Source organism: Peribacillus sp. AS_2 (assembly GCF_026891895.1).
GTDB lineage: Bacteria > Bacillota > Bacilli > Bacillales > DSM-1321 > Peribacillus > Peribacillus frigoritolerans.
Genome location: NZ_JAPTGA010000001.1, coordinates 489,516 through 508,274, shown reverse-complemented (window position 1 = coordinate 508,274; position 18,759 = coordinate 489,516). Strand labels below are relative to the sequence as shown.

Here is an 18,759-nt window from a genome sequence, read left to right as displayed (position 1 = left end):
CCATGCGAAAGAGAAGGAGCGTTGCTCCTTCTCTTTCAAATCCATATTTATTCAATTAATTAACGAGAAAAGTTTGAACCGCCTAGTTGTTGTTCAGCCATTTGAACCAAACGTTTTGTGATTTCCCCACCAACAGATCCGTTAGCGCGAGAAGTAGTGTCAGCACCTAGGTTTACACCAAATTCACTAGCGATTTCATTCTTCATTTGTTGTAGGGCTTGTTCTGCACCAGATACTAAAAGTTGATTGCTGTTATTGTTGTTTGCCATGTGTTTTTCACCTCCTACTAATATTAATTAGCATTTTAAGCTTAAATTATTATTGCCAATTTATTGAATTTTTCTGTTTGCGTTTCTCCCAATCCTGAGCTCTTTATCATGAATTTCTTTTTATGCTCATAAACTGTTAGGAAACTTTCAGTAGGAGGGAAAAGAATTGCAAATACATGTGGTTAGGCCAGGCCAGACGTTATATGGCATCGCCCAGACGTACAGCGTAACCGTTGACAGGCTCGTTGAATCAAATAAGATCCCTAACCCAAATAATCTTGTTTCGGGGCAGGCCCTTGTCATTCCAATCGTCGGCAGTTATTATTTCGTTCAACCGGGTGATAGTCTTTATTCCATTTCCCAAAGGGTTGATGTCCCTGTTCAAGAATTGGCAAATATAAATGGCATTTCCGAAAATCAAATCCTATCCGTTGGATACCGGCTTTATATTCCGGCACGGAGGAAAAGGACCGCCGAATTCAACGGCTATGTCGAGCCGAGGGGTACGACGGTTGCACCGGCCCTTGTGACGGCCGCCAGGGAAGCTGCGCCCTATTTAACCTACTTAGCCCCTTTCAGCTTCCAGGCGCTGCGAGACGGCTCCTTAAAAGAGCCATTACTCGATGACTTCCCTGCCATCGCCAGGGAAAATAAAAATGTCCTGATGATGGTGATCACAAATCAGGAGAATGACCAATTCAGCGATGAGCTCGGGCGGATCATCTTAACGAATACTTCCGTTCAGAATAAGTTCCTGAACAATATCGTTACAACGGCAAAGAAATATGGTTTCCGGGATATCCACTTTGACTTTGAGTATTTACGGCCGGCCGACAGAGAAGCCTATAATCAATTTCTCCGAAAAGCCAGGGATCGCTTCAAGAAGGAAGGATGGTTCATTTCCACGGCACTGGCCCCTAAAACAAGTGCAGAGCAAAAAGGCCGTTGGTATGAGGCGCATGACTATAAAGCACATGGTGAAATCGTCGACTTCGTCATCATCATGACTTATGAATGGGGATATAGCGGCGGACCGGCAATGGCTGTGTCTCCTATTGGACCTGTTCGGGAAGTTCTCGAATATGCCGTCACCGATATTCCTTCCAACAAGATCCTGATGGGGCAAAACCTATATGGCTATGATTGGACCCTGCCTTTTGTACAGGGATCCACTGCCAAGGCTGTGAGTCCGCAGCAGGCCATCCAGATTGCGGCGGCCAATAATGTTGCCATCGAGTATGATGAAACCGCACAGGCCCCGCACTTCAACTATACCGATATAGAGGATAGGCAGCATGAGGTGTGGTTTGAAGATGCCAGATCCATTCAGGCAAAATTCGATTTAATCAAAGAACTGAATCTAAGGGGAATGAGTTATTGGAAGCTCGGCTTAGCCTTCCCCCAAAACTGGCTGCTCATCAGTGATAACTTCAACGTACGGAGAAGGGTTTAACAAAGATTTAGGAATACCGAAGCTGAAATGGGCATATAATCAACCATCGAGCATGAAGTCCATTCAGGATACGTGACTCAGCACTAAAAGCCTTCCGACATCTTCCGGAGGGCTTTTATCATTTACCGTAATTCGATCAGGCAATATGCCGATATTCATCATTCAAAGTTTGTCTGTCCGGACCCTTATGAGCCATGCCTTTTTTGACCATACTATAGAAAAGCTCAAAGGGTGTGAAAATAATGATTCGAATCGGTCCATACATGAGTACCGTTCCCAGATTTCCGCGTTTCATCAGATTGCTTTCCATCATCGCATTATTTTTACTTTCATTCGGGGTCTTGATCCACATTGTGGAGCCGAAGAGATTCCCCACCTTACTTGATGGCATCTGGTGGGCAATCGTGACGATGTCAACGGTCGGCTATGGAGATTTCACTCCCGTGACCAATCTTGGCAAAATCATCGGGATGGTCCTCATTTTGTCAGGAGCCGGCCTGATTACTTCTTATTTTGCGTACATCGCTAAAATTTCCATATCCAATGAACAGCAATTTCTAACAGGAAAGAAAGTATTCGGCGGCGGCGGACACATTATCATTGTGGGCTGGAATGGCCGTTCCAAGAGAATCATCCAAAACATCCATGATCGCAAGCACCATCAATCCATTGTCCTTATCGATGATACACTGCAAAAGCACCCGCTTCCACGAACGAATATCCACTTTATCCAAGGAAAAGCTACATTGGATTCCGTTTTGCAGAAAGCCAATATTAAACAAGCCATTCGCGTCCTTATTACGGCTGACCTTAAGCAGGACGAGCTGCAAACGGATATGTTCTCGATTTTAACGTTACTGGCCGTCAAAGGGCTGAATCCGCATGTGTATTGTCTTGTGGAAATATTGACGCATGAACAAAAGGAAAATGCTTTACGGGCTGGGGCGGACGGTATAGTCGAAACGAATAAATTCGCGAGTGAATATATGCAGGATTGCTTATCGAAGGGGATCATAACGGAAGCCAGAGAACAAAATGAGCTGGATGGATTGAGCCTCAAACAGCTGCCCATCCAGGATGACTGGGCGGAATTGACGTTCAAACAGCTGAACGTTAAGCTATTCGATCAAAACATTTTATTGGTCGGCATCATTTCAGGAGGCAAGACCTTAATCAAGCCCCCCGGAGATGTAATCATCCATCGTGATGACACTCTAATCATCATTGATGATTAATGTAATAAAAGCTTTTCCAGATTACTGACAAGCGCTTTACCTAACGAGATATAGTTTTCCGGAAATTCGGCATCCGGATTTTCAGGCTCGGCAAACTGATTGAAGGAGGCGGAAAGGTTTCCGATATTTCCTTCATCGTCAATTCCGTCCTCGTACTTATGAGATAACAAAAACGGTTGTAAGAGTTCGACCATTACCCCGTCCTGATCGAGTGAACCATCAACAGCCTTGAAAGGGACCCGCAAGAATTGGTAGCCATCACTGTCATCAATCTTATAATCAAAAGACCCGTGGTCATAATCCCATCCTCCGCCAATCGCATATCCTTCCGGTTTTAACTTTGTCTCCAAATCGAACAACCCGAATGTTTTCCCTTCCAACTGAGAAGAAATTTTAATCATTGTATAAAACCTCTTTCGCTAATTTTCTATTAGCTTAACCAAAGCGCCTAAAAAAAAACCTGGAATGACTCTATTGTCCCTTGTTCAGGCATAAAGGAGGATTGGCTTCCTCACTGACTTCCAAGCTTTCCTTACGCTTTTATTTCAGCTTCGTCGCTCCCTCCTCCTCCATTCGTAATTACTGGATCTTCTGCTGGTAGCGTCTTATAACGTTAAGCACATTTTCCTGACGCTGCCCATATATAACTTTGGCTGACTTTAAATTCCCCACTTTTAACCTCAGAAATATGAACTAGGAACAGCACATAGAATAGGTATAGAAATATTGCGGCTAATGCTGGACATGGAGGGGATGTATTTATATGAGTACCAGAATGATCCGGCAACTGATAAGATCAAGGCAACAGGAATTAGTCGAACTTGCTGCTTCATTTATTCGAATTCCATCTGAAAATCCATCGCCCGAGTTTAAGAAGCGGTCAGCAGAAATGGGACGCCATATTAGCCGATACCTAGCAGCAAAAGGGTTCTTGATTACCGAACACCGCCGTAGCGAAAATGCGCTGGTTACCGTGGTCTGTGATGCTCCCTTAACCAGGGTACCTGGTCCACGGCTCCTATTTTGTGGACATACAGATGTCGTACCTGCAGGTGATTGTTCACATTGGACCTTTGATCCTTTCTCAGGAGAAGTCAGAGCAGGTATGCTTTTGGGTAGGGGAGCCTCCGATATGAAAGGAGGCTTGGCATCACTGATTTTTGTGGCTGGACTACTTCAGGAGTTCGCCCCCGCTCTTAATTTGAAAGGTAGCCTAGGAGTTATTGCCTCTCCGGATGAAGAGACTGGCGGCATTGAGGTGGCCTCGCTCCTGGATCAAGGATTGATTAAGGGTGATGCTTGTCTGATTGGTGAACCAACGGACCGCTACCATCCGAATGCCGGTGAAAAGGGCAAGGCATGGATGCAGGTAATCATACCAGGTCAGGCAGATCATGGCAGCCTACAACCGCTTTATGGAATCTCCGCCGTACGAAGAGGGGCAGCCGCGGTCGAAGCACTAACCAGGCTATGGGAGCTCAAGGCAACGCCTCCGCCAGAGCCTTGTCAACTTTTGTACAATACTGAGTGGCTCCTATCTCAGAGTCTAGGAAATCCCTTACTGTCACAGTTACTTTATCGTCCCTCTTACAATCCAGGTGTAATCCAGGGCGGAACAAATGTGAACGTCGTCGCAGACAAGTGTATCATTAAAGTGGATACCCGGGTTCCATTCGGTATGAAGCCCGAGTTTGTACTTGATATCGCTAGGAATCTTGTTAGTGCTGTAGCGCCAGGTGCGGTTGTAGAGCCAATGGTACCCTGTACTTACCCGAACTGGACCTTAGAGGATCGTCCAATTGTGAGGGCCATGGAACTGGGAATCCAGCGTGTCCTTGGAATGGAGGAACCCGTCTTCAGCGTACTTTTGCTTGGTTCAAGTGATGCCAGTCACTTCCGGCGCCATGGCATTGAAACTGTCCTTTACGGTCCAGGGCTGGAACACACTATCCATGGGTACGATGAGCGGGTTTCAGTGGAGAACTTAGTAGAATCTGCCGAGATATATGCTGAGACTGCAGTCAAGTATCTTAGGTCATTTTAAATCTATTTTCACTAAACTTTATGCAGGTGCAGGGTATACTGCACGCGCTACTGCTAATGTTCTCTTTCAAGGTGTATATGGTCGTGGTCATTGGTGGGAATATTTATATACTCGTTGGTATTAATTCATTAGTTCAATGCTAAACTAAATATATTTATTGCGTGTTTTGAGCAAACTTTGTTTCAAATTTACATGAAGACCAAAAGCTAAAAAAAGAGCCTGGAGCAGAAAAACCGCTTCAGGCTTTTTTCTTTTTGGGAAAAGTGGGAATTCCCTTTTTCTCTGAATGAACTAGGATTTTTTTTAATAATTCTTTGCCTTCTTTTTTAGGGCTATAAGGGCAAACAGCAAGGAGGGATAAAGGATAAAACCCCAGCACCAAAAGATATAAAAATATTTAAGTCTCCCAATATGATTTCCTCCAGTTTTGATTTTCTCTTGTTTTAGCATCTTACGTCTTCTTCTTTCCATCCGGCAGGCAGGCTTCTTGCGGACCGGGGAACCGTTCTTAGTTTCTCTAGCTCCTCGATACTAAATCCCCCCCCACTTTCATATTCGATACCAGTATCGAATATGTTTATTCTTACCCTTTGGCGTTCAACCAAAAAAAGGCAACAAGCCGGATGTTATTCCGGCTTGTTGCCTTTTAAATTATAAGCGCTGTTCAAGCTCCGCTTTTTTCTTTTCATAACCCGGCTTGCCTAAAAGAGCAAACATGTTCACCTTATAGGCTTCCACTCCAGGCTGGTCAAATGGATTTACACCCAGTAAGTAACCGCTCATTGCACAAGCTTTCTCGAAGAAATATACAAGGTAGCCAAAAGTATAAGCATCGAGCTGAGGAACCGTTACGATCAGGTTGGGAACGCCACCGTCCGTATGGGCTAACAGCGTACCCTCAAATGCTTTATTATTCACGAATTGCACCGTTTCACCTGCTAGGTAATTCAGGCCGTCCAAGTCATTGGCCGCTTCTTCAATCACGATTTCATGACGGGCCTTATCGACTTTGATGACCGTTTCAAAAAGATCACGCCGTCCTTCCTGGACATACTGCCCTAATGAATGCAGGTCGGTCGAGAAGTTAGCCGATGAAGGGAATATCCCTTTTTGATCCTTTCCTTCACTTTCTCCAAATAACTGTTTCCACCACTCAGAGAAGTATTGAAGTCCAGGCTCATAGTTTATCAGCATTTCAATCGTTTTCCCTTTATTGTAAAGGATATTCCGAACCGCCGCATATTGGTATGCCTGATTCTCCCCTAGCTCGGATGAACTGAAGTCGGCCCTGGCATGCTCGGCTCCCTCCATGATTTGATCGATATCCGCCCCGCTGACAGCAATCGGAAGCAGCCCTACAGCCGTTAAGACCGAGTAACGTCCGCCAACATCATCAGGAATGACGAAAGTTTGGAAACCTTCCTCCGTTGCTACCGTTTTTAATGCGCCCTTCTCTTTATCAGTCGTAGCATAAATGCGGCTCTTAGCTTCTTCAACGCCGTATTTTTGTTCAAGCAGTTTCCTGAAAATCCTGAAGGCCAGTGCAGGCTCCGTGGTCGTACCGGATTTAGAGATGACGTTGATCGAGAAATCCCTATTTTCCAATAGGTCCATCACGTCCTGCATATATGTAGAGCTTATATTATTACCGACAAATAAAATTTGCGGTGCTTTCCTTTTATCCGAAGGTAGAATGTTATAAAAACTATGTTGAAGCATCTCAACTGCTGCCCGTGCTCCCAGATATGATCCACCGATTCCGATAACCAGCAGCACTTCTGAATCTTCTTTTATTTTCGCAGCTGCTTTTTTGATTCTTGAGAATTCTTCTTTATCATAATTGACGGGTAAATCAAGCCAGCCAAGATATTCATTGCCTGCCCCTGTCTGCTCATGCAGGGAATGGTGCGCCACTTTTACAGCATCCTGTAGATAGGTAATTTCATGCTCCCCGAAAAACGGCAGGGCTTTTGAATAATCGAAACGAATATGGGCCATTCAAATTCCTCCTTGAATTCTTTAGTTTCCCTTTCACTTTATCTGATGTAATTCTCATAATCAAGAAATCGATCAAGTAAATAACGAATTATGCATATAAAGCAATCTCCCACCTGGCAAGGAGGGAGATCGGATCATATCACTTGTTTATAAGGAAGCCCGTAAAATGGCAAGGACATCTTCACGGTTCAGGACTTTGAATCGTCCAAATTCCCCTCTGCTCATCGCTTTATCAGCCATGACTTCCAATTGTGAGTCATCGATGCCATAATCCGAAAGATTGGTCGGCGCCCCTAAGCTGCTCCAAAATGACCTAAGTCTTTCAATGCCTTCAAGGGCCGCTTCCTCATCCGTTTTACCTTCCGGATCTACATGGAATACACGGACTGCAACTTGTTTAAAGCGTGCGACATTTTCATGGAGCACATGCTTCATCCAATTCGGGAATAAGATGGCCAATCCTCCTGCATGCGGGATGTCATAAACAGCTGAAACGGCATGTTCAATGTTATGCGTTGCCCAATCACCGCTGTAACCAACCCCAAGCGACCCATTCAAGGCTAGGTTTCCGGCATACAGGATAGTGGCCCGATGCTCATAATCCTCCAGGTCTTCCAATAGTTTAGGTGCCGTTTCAATCACCGTCGTTAACAGCGATTCACAAAAACGATCTTGCAGCGGTGCATGCGTTTCCGGGTGGAAGTACGTTTCGAATACATGTGACATCATATCGACCATTCCGTATACCGTCTGGTCTTTTGGTACTGAAAAAGTATTTTCAGGATCCAAAATGGAGAATTGCGGAAATACCAATGGACTGCCCCATCCATATTTCTCTTTCGTTTCCCAGTTTGTTATGACAGATCCGGAATTCGCCTCAGAGCCTGTTGCAGCTAAAGTCAGCACCGTTCCGAATGGAAGGGCCTCTTCGACTGGTGCCTTCTTAATGACAAGATCCCATGGATCACCCTCATATTTAGCACCTGCAACGATGGCCTTTGTAGCGTCTATAACGCTTCCCCCTCCTACCGCAAGGACAAAGTCGATCCCATGTTCTTTACAAAGGTCAACACCCTTCCGGACTGTTGAGATGCGTGGATTCGGTTCAACTCCGGAAAGTTCGTGCACCTCTGCATCGATCTCTTTCAAGACATTGATCACTTTTTCATATAAGCCATTTTTCTTTATGCTTCCCCCGCCATATACAAGTAAAACTCTATCGCCATAGGCGGGAATTTCAGTTTTTAAGCTTTCAAGCTGACCTTTTCCGAAAATTACTTTTGTAGGATTTTTATATGTGAAATTCTCCAATGGTATCTCTCCTTTAATGCCACATTGACTCCGTTTTCGAATGAACGACAGGGGCCAAGTGCTAGTTTTTCTTTTATTCATTATGACCAATGTTCCATTTAAATACAAAACATCCGCCCGTAACTTTTGAGTGGATGTATATTTACATGCTGAAAATGCATGATAAGTAAAGAACTGATTTTTTCAAAAAAAGGAGGCTGTACAATGAGTGGAATACAAAGAATTGCACTTGTTCTTACTATAATCGGGGCAATCAACTGGGGATTAATAGGGTTTTTCCAATTTGACTTGGTCGCTTCGATTTTCGGGGGGCAAGATGCTGGAATGGCCCGTATCGTTTATGGATTGGTTGGAATTGCCGGTCTCATTAATCTTGGTCTTCTCTTTAAACCAAGTCCTGAAATTTCCAGGGAGCCTGAAACCAAACCGACTCGCTGAGATCTTGATCATCGACAATGTCATGTTCTATAAAATAAAGCCGGACCATGGATAAACACATGACCGGCTTTATTTCATTCATGGCACCAGGACAAAAAAAACCGGCTGATCGAGGATCTGCCGGTTCTAAAAAATTATTTTTTGATTAAGTCTTCGCGTTGAGATTGTTCAATCCACTCTTGAAGTTTGTCTTTCAATGTGTTGAAACCTTCAGTAGATTCGATGTGAGATGTCGCTTTAACAGATGCTTGGCGTTTTTTCGGAGCTTTTTTCGGAGCTTCAGTACGCTCAGGAGCTTCTTCTGTAGCGCGGATCGATAAGCCGATTTTTCCAGCAGCTGAATCGATGGAAAGAACTTTAACTTTCACTTCATCGCCCACTTTTAAATGTTCGTTAATATCTTTAACGAAGCCGTGAGTGATTTCAGAAATATGAACTAAACCTTGAGTTGATTCATCTAAAGCAACAAATGCACCGTATGGTTGAATACCAGTAACTTTACCAGCAACTACCGCACCAATTTCGAATTTTTCAGACATGGTAACACTCCTATTTTATATATATTTTTTCGTCTTTTCACGCAATAAAAAATTATATCACATAATTGGAAAATAATCAAAGTTAAGTATACCATACTTTTTGGGATTTTACTCATTAAAAATGTTTGTTTTTTGGAAATAATAAATATTATAAGATCTTTGTATATAACTTAACCTAAAAATTTGCAAATAACCCCTATTTCCATTAAGATATTTACTCATTTTTCTAAAGATTGTAATATTAAACCTATCCAATTGCCCCTAATCATAGTAAGATGAGAAAATGTTTTAAAAAAATAATATACAGCTAGATATTCTTTACATCTAAAGGAGTTTTTCCATCATGTCAAAACAAGATCAATGGACTTCAAAACTTGGGTTCATCCTGGCAGCCGCGGGATCCGCTATTGGATTGGGCGCCATCTGGAAGCTCCCGTATATGACTGGGGAAAATGGCGGTGGGGTCTTTTTCCTGCTCTTCATTATATTCACCCTGCTTATCGGGACACCGATATTAATAGCGGAATTCACGATTGGCCGCAATGCACAGAAAGATGCCATTAGCGCATATAAACATATCGCCCCAGGAAAGCCTTGGGCATTGATTGGATATGGCGGTGTCGTCGCTTCAATCATCCTTCTTTCCTTCTTCAGTGTTGTTGGAGGCTGGATCATCTCCTATTTAGCAAGGAGCTTTACAGGTTCCCTCTCAAACTTGACGCAAGAGGAATATGGGAACTTCTTCAATACGATAATCAGTAATCCTTATGAAACGGTCATCGCTCAGTTATTATTCATGGTCTTTACCATTTGGGTCGTGCAAGGCGGCGTTTCCAAGGGAATTGAAAAGGCTAATAAATATATGATGCCTTCATTGTTCATTCTTTTCATCATCCTTCTTATCCGCTCCTTGACTCTGGATGGGGCAATGGAAGGTGTTAAATTCTTCTTGAAACCGGACTTTTCCGCATTAACAGGGGAAACGATCCTATTGGCACTCGGCCAATCCTTCTTTGCACTAAGTGTCGGTGTTTCCGTGATGGTAACCTACGCATCCTATTTAAGTAAAAAAGAAGATATTACAAAATCGGCCTTTTCGGTAGTTGGACTGAATATCTTCATTTCCTTGCTGGCAGGTTTGGTCATCTTCCCGGCTGTTTTCGCACTGGGTTTCAGCCCTTCAAGCGGTCCTGGACTGGTATTTGTCGTGTTGCCTGCCGTCTTCAATGAAATGGCGCTTGGCGGGATCTTCATGTTCATTTTCTTCATATTATTATTATTTGCCACCCTTACGACGGCATTCTCCATTCTCGAAATCGTCGTTGCAGCCATGATCAAGGGGGATTCCGCAAAACGGAAGAAGGCCTCTTGGATAGCTGGTATCACCGTTTTCCTGATTGGAATTCCTAGCGCATTGTCCTTTGGGGTGCTTTCGGATGTGAAGATTTTCAATTTATCCATATTCGATTTCGCTGATTATCTGACAAGCAATATCGCGCTGCCAGTCGGCGCCTTGTTCATATCCCTTTTCATCGGTTATCAAATGAAAAGGATCGAGGTACAAAAGGAGTTCGAAACTGGCGCTGATCCCGGCCGATCACTTTTTAAACTTTGGTACTTCCTGATTCGCTACATCGTGCCGATCATGATCATACTCGTATTCCTTAAGTCAACTAATCTCATTTAACATTCAACATGCCGTTTCGATATTTCTCGATGCGGCATTTTTTTCACAAAACCTACATATTCCGTTCCTTCACTTAAGTAATAATATGGTAAAATAATTACATAATAAAAATATATTTCCTGAAAAAGGAGTGTCTGACCATGTCAAATATCGCGAAGAATATCCGTCAATACCGAGAAGATCACAACCTAACTCAACAGGAACTGGCTTTGAAATTACGAATCGGCACAAAGAAAATCGAAAAGTATGAATCGGGTGAATCGGTTCCTGATACACAAACCATTTTACGTCTTTCCACCGTTCTTGACATTCCGGCTTCAGAATTCCTGAAGGATGCCCAGACCGGTAACGCTGCTGGCATCGACGAGGACTTAAAAAAATTGATTGAAGAAATCGGAACCAAAAAAGCTGAGCTCATTCTAAGGACAGCCAAGGACTTTAGCGAAGAAAAAATTCTGAAAGTTATGCATACTTTATATAAAACACAAGCTTAATTCAAAAAATGGGTCGTAGTATGTGTATTTTTTTTCTGGGTACTGGATATACTATGATTAACACTTTCTATGTTAATCCATTAGATTAACTCTTTTTTCTAATTCCCCCTATGGAAAGGGATCCGGCTGCTAATGGCCGGATCCCTATTTTTTTGCTTTTATTGGCAATGATTCTTCATGAAACGTTCCATTCTTCTGAGCGCCTCCTGAAGCTGTTCCATGGAGGATGCATAAGAACAGCGGATATGACCTTCACCGCTTTCCCCGAACACATCTCCCGGTACAACGGCAACAAGTTCTTCCGTCAGAAGTTTTTCAGCAAATTCCATCGAAGTCATCCCCGTTCTCTCGATTGATGGAAAAGCATAAAAAGCCCCGCCGGGATTATGGCAATCCAGCCCCATATCGTTAAATGATTTCACGATAAAATTCCGTCTTCTCCGATAACTCCGACGCATTTCTTCCACATCCTGCATACCGTTCTTTAAAGCTTCCAATGCAGCATGCTGCGCAACGGTCGGCGCGCACATCATCGCATATTGGTGAAGCTTAAGCATCGCTTCGGAAATTTCCTTAGGTGCACAAACGAACCCAAGACGCCACCCTGTCATCGCAAATCCTTTCGAAAACCCATTGATGACAATCGTCCGCTCAAGCATGCCGTCAACGGCAGCAAAAGAAGTGAATTCCTCATCATAAGCAAGTTCGGCATAGATTTCATCGGAAATCACCAGCAAGTCATGCTTTTTAACGATGTCAGCAAGCATTACTAATTCTTCCTGCCCAAGCTGGGTTCCCGTCGGGTTATTCGGTGAACAGATTAAAACGGCCTTCGTTTTAGGCGTGATCGCCGCTTCGAGTTGTTGGGGAGTCAACTTAAAGTCTTCTTCCTTGGATGTTTGGACCGTGACCGGTATTCCCCCTGCCATGGTCACAAGCGGTGCATAGGCGACGAAACAAGGTTCGACGACAATGACTTCTTCACCTGGATTCAAGATGGTCCTCAGGGCAATATCGAGGGCCTGGCTTGCTCCGACCGTGACAATGATTTGATCATCCGGTCTATACGAAACATGGAACTGCTTCTCCATATACCGGCTGATTTCCGACCTTAATTCAAATAATCCGGCATTGGCCGTATATGAGGTATATCCTTCCTCCAGGGAGTTGATCGCCGCTTCCCTTACCGCCCAAGATGTAACGAAATCCGGTTCACCTACACCAAGCGAGACGACCCCTTCCAAATTGGCTGCCAAATCGAAAAAGCGGCGGATGCCTGATGGCTTAAGCTCTGCAATCGTTTTTGAAACATAACTCGTTTTAATCATGGTGACACCACTATCCGCTTATCTTCTTCAGTTTGATCAAAAATGGTGCCATCATGCTTGTATTTTTTCATTATGAAGTGAGTCGTCGTAGAAATGACGGAATCCAGTGTCGAAAGTTTTTCCGAAACGAAGCTTGCCACTTCGTTCATCGAACGCCCTTCGACAATGACTGAAAGATCATAAGCCCCTGACATTAAATAAACGGACTCGACTTCCTTGAATTTGTAAATCCTTTTGGCAACATCATCGAAACCCACGCCGCGTTTTGGAGTGACCTTTACATCGATCATCGCTGTGACACCATGGTATTCATCCACTTTAGCCCAGTTAATGACTGTTAAGTAACGTACAATGACCCGCATATCTTCCAATTTCTTCAATGTTATTTCAATGTCCGAATCTGATTGATCGGTCATTTTAGCCAAATCCTTCAGATCAATCCGGCTGTTATTTTCAATGATTCTCAAGACTTCCAATTCCTCTTCATTCAAGTGCATTGGAAAACCCCCCTTTTGGAATTCACTAATTTAGCTGTGATGGTTTGGCTGGCAGATAGTCTCACGAATTACCTTATTAGACTTTTTAAAAAACCTATATGACAATATAATTTAATAAGTCCTATGCTGTCAGGATAAACTTACACTATTATATCAAAATTGGCTGGTGACCTGTTATAGTAATTGTCTTTTTTCATCGTTATTATTACAATTACTGTTATGCAACAGTATTATAGGACCTTTTTTGGAATATTCAGGGTAACATAGGTTTTTATCATGGAACAATAACGGAGGAGGAGCTTATATGGAAAGTCATACAATCAAAGGTCTCGAACGGGTAGGGAATATCGAAATCTATTTTGAATATGACCGAATCGATGATTCTCTCCCCACCCTTGTCCTGCTTCACGGATTTTTGTCATCGAGCTTCAGTTTCCGTAAATTAGTCCCCCATTTAATCAAGGAATACAATGTGATCTCCATAGACCTCCCGCCATTCGGGCAAAGCGGAAAAGATTATCGATATACATATTCATTCCGAAACATCGCTAAATCCGTCGTTATGTTCCTGGAGGGAAAAGGAATCAGGAAATTCAGTATCATCGGCCATTCCATGGGCGGGCAGATTTCCCTGCAGCTCATCAAGTCATATCCTGATCTTGTCGACCAAGCCATTCTACTTGCCGGCTCAGGCTATCAGCCCGGCTATTCGGAAAAAATGAAGATGGTCAGTTACCTGCCTTTCTTTTCATACGGGATAAAACGGTATCTGCAAAAATCAGGTATCGAAAAGAACTTGAAAAATGTCGTCCATGACCCGGCGATGATTGACGATGAAATGCGGCAGGGATATCTAGGGCCCTTCATAAAGAAGCATGATATTTTCCGGGCATTGGGAAGGATGCTTCGAGATAAGGAAATCGATTTGCTGAAGGAGGACCTTAGTGATATACATACACCATGCCTGCTTATTTGGGGAAGACATGATCGAGTGGTGCCATTGAGTATCGGCGAAAGGCTCCATGAAGACCTGCCTAATTCCGAGCTTGTTGTCATTGAGGATTCCGGGCACCTTCTTCCAGAAGAGAAACCTGAAGAAGTGTATCAACTAATTAAGGAGTTTATTGGAGTAGCCACCCCAACGTAAACTCACGAGTAAATGGGCGAAATTCACGAGTAAATGCGCGAAACTCACGAGTAAATAGCCAAAACTCACGAGTATACTGCACAAACTTACGAGTAAATAGCCAAAACTCACGAATATACTGCACAAACTCACGAGTAAAAGCACAATTCACCAATAAATCGCCGACTCTCACGGTTAAATCACTGAAATTCACAAGTATACTGCACAAAACATCAGTTAACTGAACAAACTATGGGTATAGAGCAAAAAAAACAACGTAAAAAAGGTGCCCCTGATTTCCGGGTACACCTTTTTCACCTTTATATCGAACAGCTGGCATCATTTTTTATGATGAGCAGCTTTCGTGCAACGTCCAGGCACTTTTCCATCTGAATGGATTCATCGAATGCGAACTCGTAAATGGATTTTATTTTTTCCGCCAGTTCCTTCGGGTCATCTATATCCCGGATTGCTACGACCGTATCTGCAATTTCCGGCTCATATAGATCCCAACCTATCTTGAAAGGGTCCCATTCTTGTAAAACGGCAACCAACGCTAAATTCATTTGCTGTGTATCCATCTAATTTATCACCTGCTCAATATTTTCAAAGAACATGATATCATAGTATCATAACAACAGGCTTTTCGCGAAGACGACAAATTTTTATTCGGTGGTGGATATTTTGAATAAATCAATATTTGAAGAACAAATCAACAGGGAAAATTCAGGGTCTGCAAAATGGGATAAAAACTCCCTCACATCCTTATATGGGCGCGAGGATGTTCTGCCAATGTGGGTTGCCGATATGGACTTCCCATCTCCTGAGGGCATTCAAAAGGCATTGATGGAACGCTTGAATCATCCGATTTTCGGCTATACCGTCCCTTCTGAAACGGTTTTCACTGAAATTCAAAGCTGGCTTAAAGACCGGCACTCCTGGCAAATCGATAAGAAGTGGATTTCATTCAGCTCCGGTGTCGTTTCCGCAATCGGTACAACGATCCAGGCATTCACGAACCCGGACGAAAAAATTCTGTTACAATCTCCCGTCTATACCCCATTTTTTGATATGATCAAAAATAATGACCGGGAAGTGGTCAACAGTCCCCTTATCTTAGAAAAGGACCGCTTCGAGATTGATTTCAACGATTTTGAGGACAAGCTGAAAAGCGGAGTGAAACTATTCCTTTTTTGCAGTCCCCATAACCCTGGCGGACGCGTTTGGACAAAGGTTGAACTCCTGCGGATCGGGGAGCTATGTGAAAAATATGATGTAGTCATCGTCAGTGATGAGATACATGCTGACTTATTCCATACAACATCCAAGCATTATCCGATCGGCTCCCTTTCAGGAAAATTAGCGGATAGGACCGTTACATTGATGGCGCCAAGCAAAACATTCAATATTGCCGGCCTTCAGGCTTCTTTCCTGATCACCAGTAGTGAAAGATTGCAGAAGAAACTGCAAATGGCGCAAACGAAACTGGCCTTCCATGGCCTTAACATCTTTGCCTTAACAGCAATGGAAGCCGCGTATCGGGAGGGCTTGGAATGGCTTGAAGACATGATTGGCTACATTGAGGAGAATATAAAAGTGGCTGAGGAATTCATTGCAGCCGAAATTCCTTCACTGCATGTCATGCATCCGGAAGCCTCTTACCTTTTATGGATTGACTGCCGTGACCTTGGATTGACCGACAAGGAAATAAAGGATCGACTGATCCATCAAGGGAAGCTCGCATTGGAGCCTGGTTCTAAATACGGACCTGGCGGAGAAGGTTTCGTCCGCATGAATCTAGGTTGTTCACGCAGCGTCCTGATGGATGGGCTAAACCGGTTGAAATTGGCTTTTTCTTAAAAAAAGAACCAGGCTTAGAATCCTGGTTCTTCTTTTTCAATCTTTTTCTTCATCCACATATGGATCATGCTCATATCGGGGCAAATCCCCAAATGGGGTTTGAATATTTTCTTCAAAAAGTTCTTCCTTCAATTCTTCATATTGAGAGTTCGGATATACCGTTACCTCTTTACCGTATAAATCCACACCTACGAAATTTTCATAATTTTCTACATAGCCGACATTTTCTTCGGACTCGACATACATATCTTCGTAATCGTTTGGCGGATTTACGAAATCGGAAGGCGATTCAGATGTTCCATAACTGGCAACATCCTGCCAAGAATCTTCCGCATCGTACGCAACCGATTCATGCCGGTCATCATAATCAAACCTCCCAAATGGGGGTCCGAGCACTTCCTCTTCCACTGGCCGATTGTGCGAAGTTTCCTGTGAGAGGGTATGCTCGACACAATAAGTGGTAGTAGGGATCGCTTTCAAACGTTCAAGAGGTATTTCCTTTGAACAAACCTCGCATTTTCCATACCCACCTGCCTCGATGGCAGAAAGCGCTCGTTCAATATCCCTTATTTCATCCCGATCATGCTCGGAAAGGGCTAAATCCTTTTCCCGTTCATATAACTCGGTTCCTTCATCTCCCGGATGATTATCGTAACTCGATAACTCACCAGTCGAATCCTCCATGCTTCTTCTTAAATCGTAGTTGCCTGAATCATTTAATCGCTCTTCCAACTCTTGCTTCGTTTGCTGCAATTGCTGTTGAAATTCTTTTAGCTGCTGATTGGATAGCATGTGCAACATCCTTTCAAAATCGTTCTTCCCTCTAGTATTTCTCTCTTCCCGCCATTCCATAAAGGTACTTTTTACCTTAGGAATAATTTAATTCAGATAACAGAAGCTAACTTAGAAATATTCATTTTAAGGAGGGCTTCCATTTGTACTTCTATAAAGAAGACTTAATCAATATGATCGTTCCCGATAAACCTGATCCAAATGCAGCAAAAGTGCTCCAGGAAACGCTTGGAGGGCAATTCGGTGAAATGCGGACAATGATGCAATATTCTTTCCAAAGTGCCAACTTCCGCGGCAAGGCTAAACAATATCGTGATTTAATTCGCGGGGTTTTCTTGGAGGAACTGAGCCACGTCGAACTTGTCCAATCAACCATCAATCAGCTGCTGAATGATGCTGGCGGGGATATGCCTGGAGATTCCGGTACCGATAGCGCCCCATTGGATGAAGTCATCAAAGGCGGCGCAAACCCCCACCATTTCATCATCGGTGCGAAAGCATCCCTGCCCGTCGATGCTGGCGGCAATCCTTGGAACGGATCATGGGTTTATGATCACGGTAATCTTGTGGCGAACCTTTTGAATAATGTCATGCTTGAATCTACGGGAGTCCTGCAAAAGTCGAGGATTTATGAAATGAGTTCCAATAAAACAATGCGCGAAACACTGGCATTTTTAATGGTTCGCGACAATGCCCACCAAAATGCATTTGCCAAGGCATTGGAGACGCTTGGGGTCGACTGGGGAAAAATCTTCCCTGTGCCTAATTATGATTTGAACAAATATCCTGAATGCCGCAAATATGTGGATTTAGGCTACCATAATGCCCAATTCAATTTCAGGATGGATGAAACACGGATCAGCCAGATCTTCCAAGGGGAGACACCTAGCCGAAATGGCGGAAACCTTGCTGTTACCGAGCCGCCAAAAGGATTCCCGGTCCCTGAAATGCCGGATATGCCAAATGAGCATAGCCCGGGATTGAGTGATTTGAATAATTAAAAAAGAAGGCGGACACATCGTTCTGTGTTCGCCTTCTTTTTTAATTATTGATATATTTCTCAAAAACAAAGCCAAAATCTTTCACATGGTACTTTTTCCGGCTGTCCATCAACCATTCGAAAGCGGCCGAATTAATTTCCTTGAAACTTGCCGCCATTTGGCTTCCATCAGTTCGAACCTGGTTCAAAGTGGAAGAAGCAAGGTTTACGCTTTGCTGGGCATATTGAAGGGCAAACTCATTCTCATGGCTAATTTCCGATATTTTCACGAGTGATTTGAACAAGTCCTTTAATTCTTCAATGAATTTCTTATGGACATCAATGGAGAAAGTCTTTGCACCGATCGAAAATTTAATTTCCGCATCCAAATCCACTGTCCCTGCGGTTTCAAGCGTGGCGTTGGAAATCGTATACTGGCTGTAGCTATATCTCGTAAGTGTTCGCTTTTTGCTGATCGCACTTGTGCCGTCCAAATGTATGAACGCTTGATTCGTGAAACAGTACTCATCGGTTTTCGATTTAATCAGGAAATAGATTTTTTCCCCATCTTCATGCATGATATAATCATCTGCATCCACCTTGTCATAATCTGCAGGACTAATCACACTTCCAATATCACTAAGACCAAGGGCATCAGCTGCCATTTTCTTAAACATAACCATTCCCCCTATCAATATCCAGGTGAATT

General features: G+C 43.4%; 20 protein-coding genes. 9 read left to right on the top strand and 11 right to left on the bottom strand.

What is annotated here, in order from left to right:
• Window positions 1–59: 59 nt before the first annotated feature.
• Window positions 60–269 carry an alpha/beta-type small acid-soluble spore protein gene (locus OTG27_RS02440; protein ID WP_034310322.1) on the bottom strand — a complete coding sequence of 70 codons (210 nt, stop codon included), beginning with the start codon at window positions 267–269 and terminating at the stop codon, window positions 60–62.
• A gap of 166 nt (window positions 270–435) precedes the next feature.
• Here OTG27_RS02440 and OTG27_RS02435 point away from each other — a divergent pair, with 166 nt between their 5' ends.
• Together OTG27_RS02435 and OTG27_RS02430 are read left to right on the top strand one after the other, a co-directional pair.
• Complete coding sequence (locus OTG27_RS02435; RefSeq protein WP_268563849.1) at window positions 436–1,722, top strand: glycoside hydrolase family 18 protein; 1,287 nt, start codon at window positions 436–438, stop codon at window positions 1,720–1,722.
• 242 nt (window positions 1,723–1,964) lie between these two features.
• Window positions 1,965–2,957 (top strand): potassium channel family protein, encoded by a 993-nt coding sequence (locus OTG27_RS02430; RefSeq protein WP_176548590.1) that lies wholly within the window; start codon window positions 1,965–1,967, stop codon window positions 2,955–2,957.
• Here OTG27_RS02430 and OTG27_RS02425 read toward each other — a convergent pair.
• Window positions 2,954–3,358: a YugN-like family protein gene (locus OTG27_RS02425; RefSeq protein WP_268936101.1), complete on the bottom strand. Its 405-nt coding sequence runs from the start codon at window positions 3,356–3,358 to the stop codon at window positions 2,954–2,956. The genes OTG27_RS02430 and OTG27_RS02425 overlap by 4 nt on opposite strands.
• Before the next feature lie 362 nt (window positions 3,359–3,720).
• Between OTG27_RS02425 and OTG27_RS02420 the strand changes: the two genes are divergently transcribed.
• Window positions 3,721–5,001 carry a M20 family metallopeptidase gene (locus OTG27_RS02420; RefSeq protein ID WP_268936100.1) on the top strand — a complete coding sequence of 427 codons (1,281 nt, stop codon included), beginning with the start codon at window positions 3,721–3,723 and terminating at the stop codon, window positions 4,999–5,001.
• Window positions 5,002–5,652: 651 nt separating this feature from the next.
• On the opposite strand, the gene OTG27_RS02410 is transcribed toward OTG27_RS02420, so the two are convergent.
• Both OTG27_RS02410 and OTG27_RS02405 read right to left on the bottom strand, forming a co-directional pair.
• Window positions 5,653–6,999, bottom strand: a complete 1,347-nt coding sequence (locus OTG27_RS02410; protein ID WP_268936099.1) for a glucose-6-phosphate isomerase — start codon at window positions 6,997–6,999, stop codon at window positions 5,653–5,655.
• Between the two features lie 147 nt (window positions 7,000–7,146).
• Window positions 7,147–8,310: an iron-containing alcohol dehydrogenase gene (locus OTG27_RS02405; RefSeq protein WP_063574781.1), complete on the bottom strand. Its 1,164-nt coding sequence runs from the start codon at window positions 8,308–8,310 to the stop codon at window positions 7,147–7,149.
• 204 nt (window positions 8,311–8,514) lie between these two features.
• On the opposite strand from OTG27_RS02405, the gene OTG27_RS02400 reads away from it, so the two are divergent.
• A complete protein-coding gene (locus tag OTG27_RS02400; RefSeq protein ID WP_034310308.1) occupies window positions 8,515–8,748 on the top strand; it encodes a DUF378 domain-containing protein in 234 nt (77 codons plus the stop codon).
• Window positions 8,749–8,882: 134 nt separating this feature from the next.
• On the opposite strand, the gene yugI is transcribed toward OTG27_RS02400, so the two are convergent.
• Window positions 8,883–9,287: a S1 domain-containing post-transcriptional regulator GSP13 gene (yugI, locus tag OTG27_RS02395; RefSeq protein WP_034310304.1), complete on the bottom strand. Its 405-nt coding sequence runs from the start codon at window positions 9,285–9,287 to the stop codon at window positions 8,883–8,885.
• Window positions 9,288–9,630: 343 nt separating this feature from the next.
• Here yugI and OTG27_RS02390 point away from each other — a divergent pair, with 343 nt between their 5' ends.
• Window positions 9,631–10,974: a sodium-dependent transporter gene (locus OTG27_RS02390; RefSeq protein ID WP_268936098.1), complete on the top strand. Its 1,344-nt coding sequence runs from the start codon at window positions 9,631–9,633 to the stop codon at window positions 10,972–10,974.
• Between the two features lie 140 nt (window positions 10,975–11,114).
• Window positions 11,115–11,468, top strand: a complete 354-nt coding sequence (locus OTG27_RS02385) for a helix-turn-helix domain-containing protein (protein WP_057278025.1) — start codon at window positions 11,115–11,117, stop codon at window positions 11,466–11,468.
• A gap of 158 nt (window positions 11,469–11,626) precedes the next feature.
• Here the strand turns inward: OTG27_RS02385 and OTG27_RS02380 are convergent, their stop codons facing one another.
• Together OTG27_RS02380 and OTG27_RS02375 are read right to left on the bottom strand one after the other, a co-directional pair.
• Complete coding sequence (locus OTG27_RS02380) at window positions 11,627–12,796, bottom strand: aminotransferase (protein ID WP_063574780.1); 1,170 nt, start codon at window positions 12,794–12,796, stop codon at window positions 11,627–11,629.
• Window positions 12,793–13,293 carry an Lrp/AsnC family transcriptional regulator gene (locus OTG27_RS02375; protein WP_034310292.1) on the bottom strand — a complete coding sequence of 167 codons (501 nt, stop codon included), beginning with the start codon at window positions 13,291–13,293 and terminating at the stop codon, window positions 12,793–12,795. Before OTG27_RS02375 ends, OTG27_RS02380 begins: the two co-directional genes overlap by 4 nt.
• A gap of 304 nt (window positions 13,294–13,597) precedes the next feature.
• Between OTG27_RS02375 and OTG27_RS02370 the strand changes: the two genes are divergently transcribed.
• Window positions 13,598–14,440, top strand: a complete 843-nt coding sequence (locus OTG27_RS02370; RefSeq protein WP_268936097.1) for an alpha/beta fold hydrolase — start codon at window positions 13,598–13,600, stop codon at window positions 14,438–14,440.
• Here the strand turns inward: OTG27_RS02370 and OTG27_RS02365 are convergent.
• Together OTG27_RS02365 and OTG27_RS02360 are read right to left on the bottom strand one after the other, a co-directional pair.
• Complete coding sequence (locus OTG27_RS02365) at window positions 14,415–14,633, bottom strand: hypothetical protein (RefSeq protein ID WP_268936096.1); 219 nt, start codon at window positions 14,631–14,633, stop codon at window positions 14,415–14,417. The two genes, OTG27_RS02370 and OTG27_RS02365, sit on opposite strands and share 26 nt — an antisense overlap.
• A 106-nt stretch (window positions 14,634–14,739) precedes the next feature.
• Window positions 14,740–15,000 (bottom strand): DUF1871 family protein, encoded by a 261-nt coding sequence (locus OTG27_RS02360; RefSeq protein WP_048882924.1) that lies wholly within the window; start codon window positions 14,998–15,000, stop codon window positions 14,740–14,742.
• A gap of 103 nt (window positions 15,001–15,103) precedes the next feature.
• Between OTG27_RS02360 and OTG27_RS02355 the strand changes: the two genes are divergently transcribed.
• Complete coding sequence (locus OTG27_RS02355) at window positions 15,104–16,279, top strand: MalY/PatB family protein (RefSeq protein WP_268936095.1); 1,176 nt, start codon at window positions 15,104–15,106, stop codon at window positions 16,277–16,279.
• 36 nt (window positions 16,280–16,315) lie between these two features.
• Here the strand turns inward: OTG27_RS02355 and OTG27_RS02350 are convergent, their stop codons facing one another.
• Window positions 16,316–17,071, bottom strand: coding sequence for a TraR/DksA C4-type zinc finger protein (locus OTG27_RS02350; protein WP_268936094.1), 756 nt, complete (start codon window positions 17,069–17,071; stop codon window positions 16,316–16,318).
• A gap of 143 nt (window positions 17,072–17,214) precedes the next feature.
• On the opposite strand from OTG27_RS02350, the gene OTG27_RS02345 reads away from it, so the two are divergent.
• The gene (locus OTG27_RS02345) at window positions 17,215–18,072 is read left to right on the top strand and encodes a manganese catalase family protein (protein ID WP_268936093.1); all 858 of its coding nucleotides are present in this window, start codon (window positions 17,215–17,217) and stop codon (window positions 18,070–18,072) included.
• A 40-nt stretch (window positions 18,073–18,112) separates the two neighbouring features.
• On the opposite strand, the gene OTG27_RS02340 is transcribed toward OTG27_RS02345, so the two are convergent.
• Entirely contained in the window at window positions 18,113–18,727 is a 615-nt protein-coding gene (locus tag OTG27_RS02340) for a PH domain-containing protein (RefSeq protein ID WP_034310278.1), read from the bottom strand.
• Between the last annotated feature and the right edge of the window lie 32 nt (window positions 18,728–18,759).

Bases quoted from the DNA above. Each gene is read 5' to 3' on its own strand.
- OTG27_RS02440 (WP_034310322.1), bottom strand. From the start codon at position 269: ATGGCAAACAACAATAACAGCAATCAACTTTTAGTATCTGGTGCAGAA.
- OTG27_RS02430 (WP_176548590.1), top strand. From the start codon at position 1,965: ATGATTCGAATCGGTCCATACATGAGTACCGTTCCCAGATTTCCGCGT.
- OTG27_RS02425 (WP_268936101.1), bottom strand. From the start codon at position 3,358: ATGATTAAAATTTCTTCTCAGTTGGAAGGGAAAACATTCGGGTTGTTC.
- OTG27_RS02420 (WP_268936100.1), top strand. From the start codon at position 3,721: ATGAGTACCAGAATGATCCGGCAACTGATAAGATCAAGGCAACAGGAA.
- OTG27_RS02410 (WP_268936099.1), bottom strand. From the start codon at position 6,999: ATGGCCCATATTCGTTTCGATTATTCAAAAGCCCTGCCGTTTTTCGGG.
- OTG27_RS02400 (WP_034310308.1), top strand. From the start codon at position 8,515: ATGAGTGGAATACAAAGAATTGCACTTGTTCTTACTATAATCGGGGCA.
- yugI (WP_034310304.1), bottom strand. From the start codon at position 9,287: ATGTCTGAAAAATTCGAAATTGGTGCGGTAGTTGCTGGTAAAGTTACT.
- OTG27_RS02390 (WP_268936098.1), top strand. From the start codon at position 9,631: ATGTCAAAACAAGATCAATGGACTTCAAAACTTGGGTTCATCCTGGCA.
- OTG27_RS02385 (WP_057278025.1), top strand. From the start codon at position 11,115: ATGTCAAATATCGCGAAGAATATCCGTCAATACCGAGAAGATCACAAC.
- OTG27_RS02380 (WP_063574780.1), bottom strand. From the start codon at position 12,796: ATGATTAAAACGAGTTATGTTTCAAAAACGATTGCAGAGCTTAAGCCA.
- OTG27_RS02375 (WP_034310292.1), bottom strand. From the start codon at position 13,293: ATGCACTTGAATGAAGAGGAATTGGAAGTCTTGAGAATCATTGAAAAT.
- OTG27_RS02370 (WP_268936097.1), top strand. From the start codon at position 13,598: ATGGAAAGTCATACAATCAAAGGTCTCGAACGGGTAGGGAATATCGAA.
- OTG27_RS02360 (WP_048882924.1), bottom strand. From the start codon at position 15,000: ATGGATACACAGCAAATGAATTTAGCGTTGGTTGCCGTTTTACAAGAA.
- OTG27_RS02350 (WP_268936094.1), bottom strand. From the start codon at position 17,071: ATGCTATCCAATCAGCAGCTAAAAGAATTTCAACAGCAATTGCAGCAA.
- OTG27_RS02340 (WP_034310278.1), bottom strand. From the start codon at position 18,727: ATGTTTAAGAAAATGGCAGCTGATGCCCTTGGTCTTAGTGATATTGGA.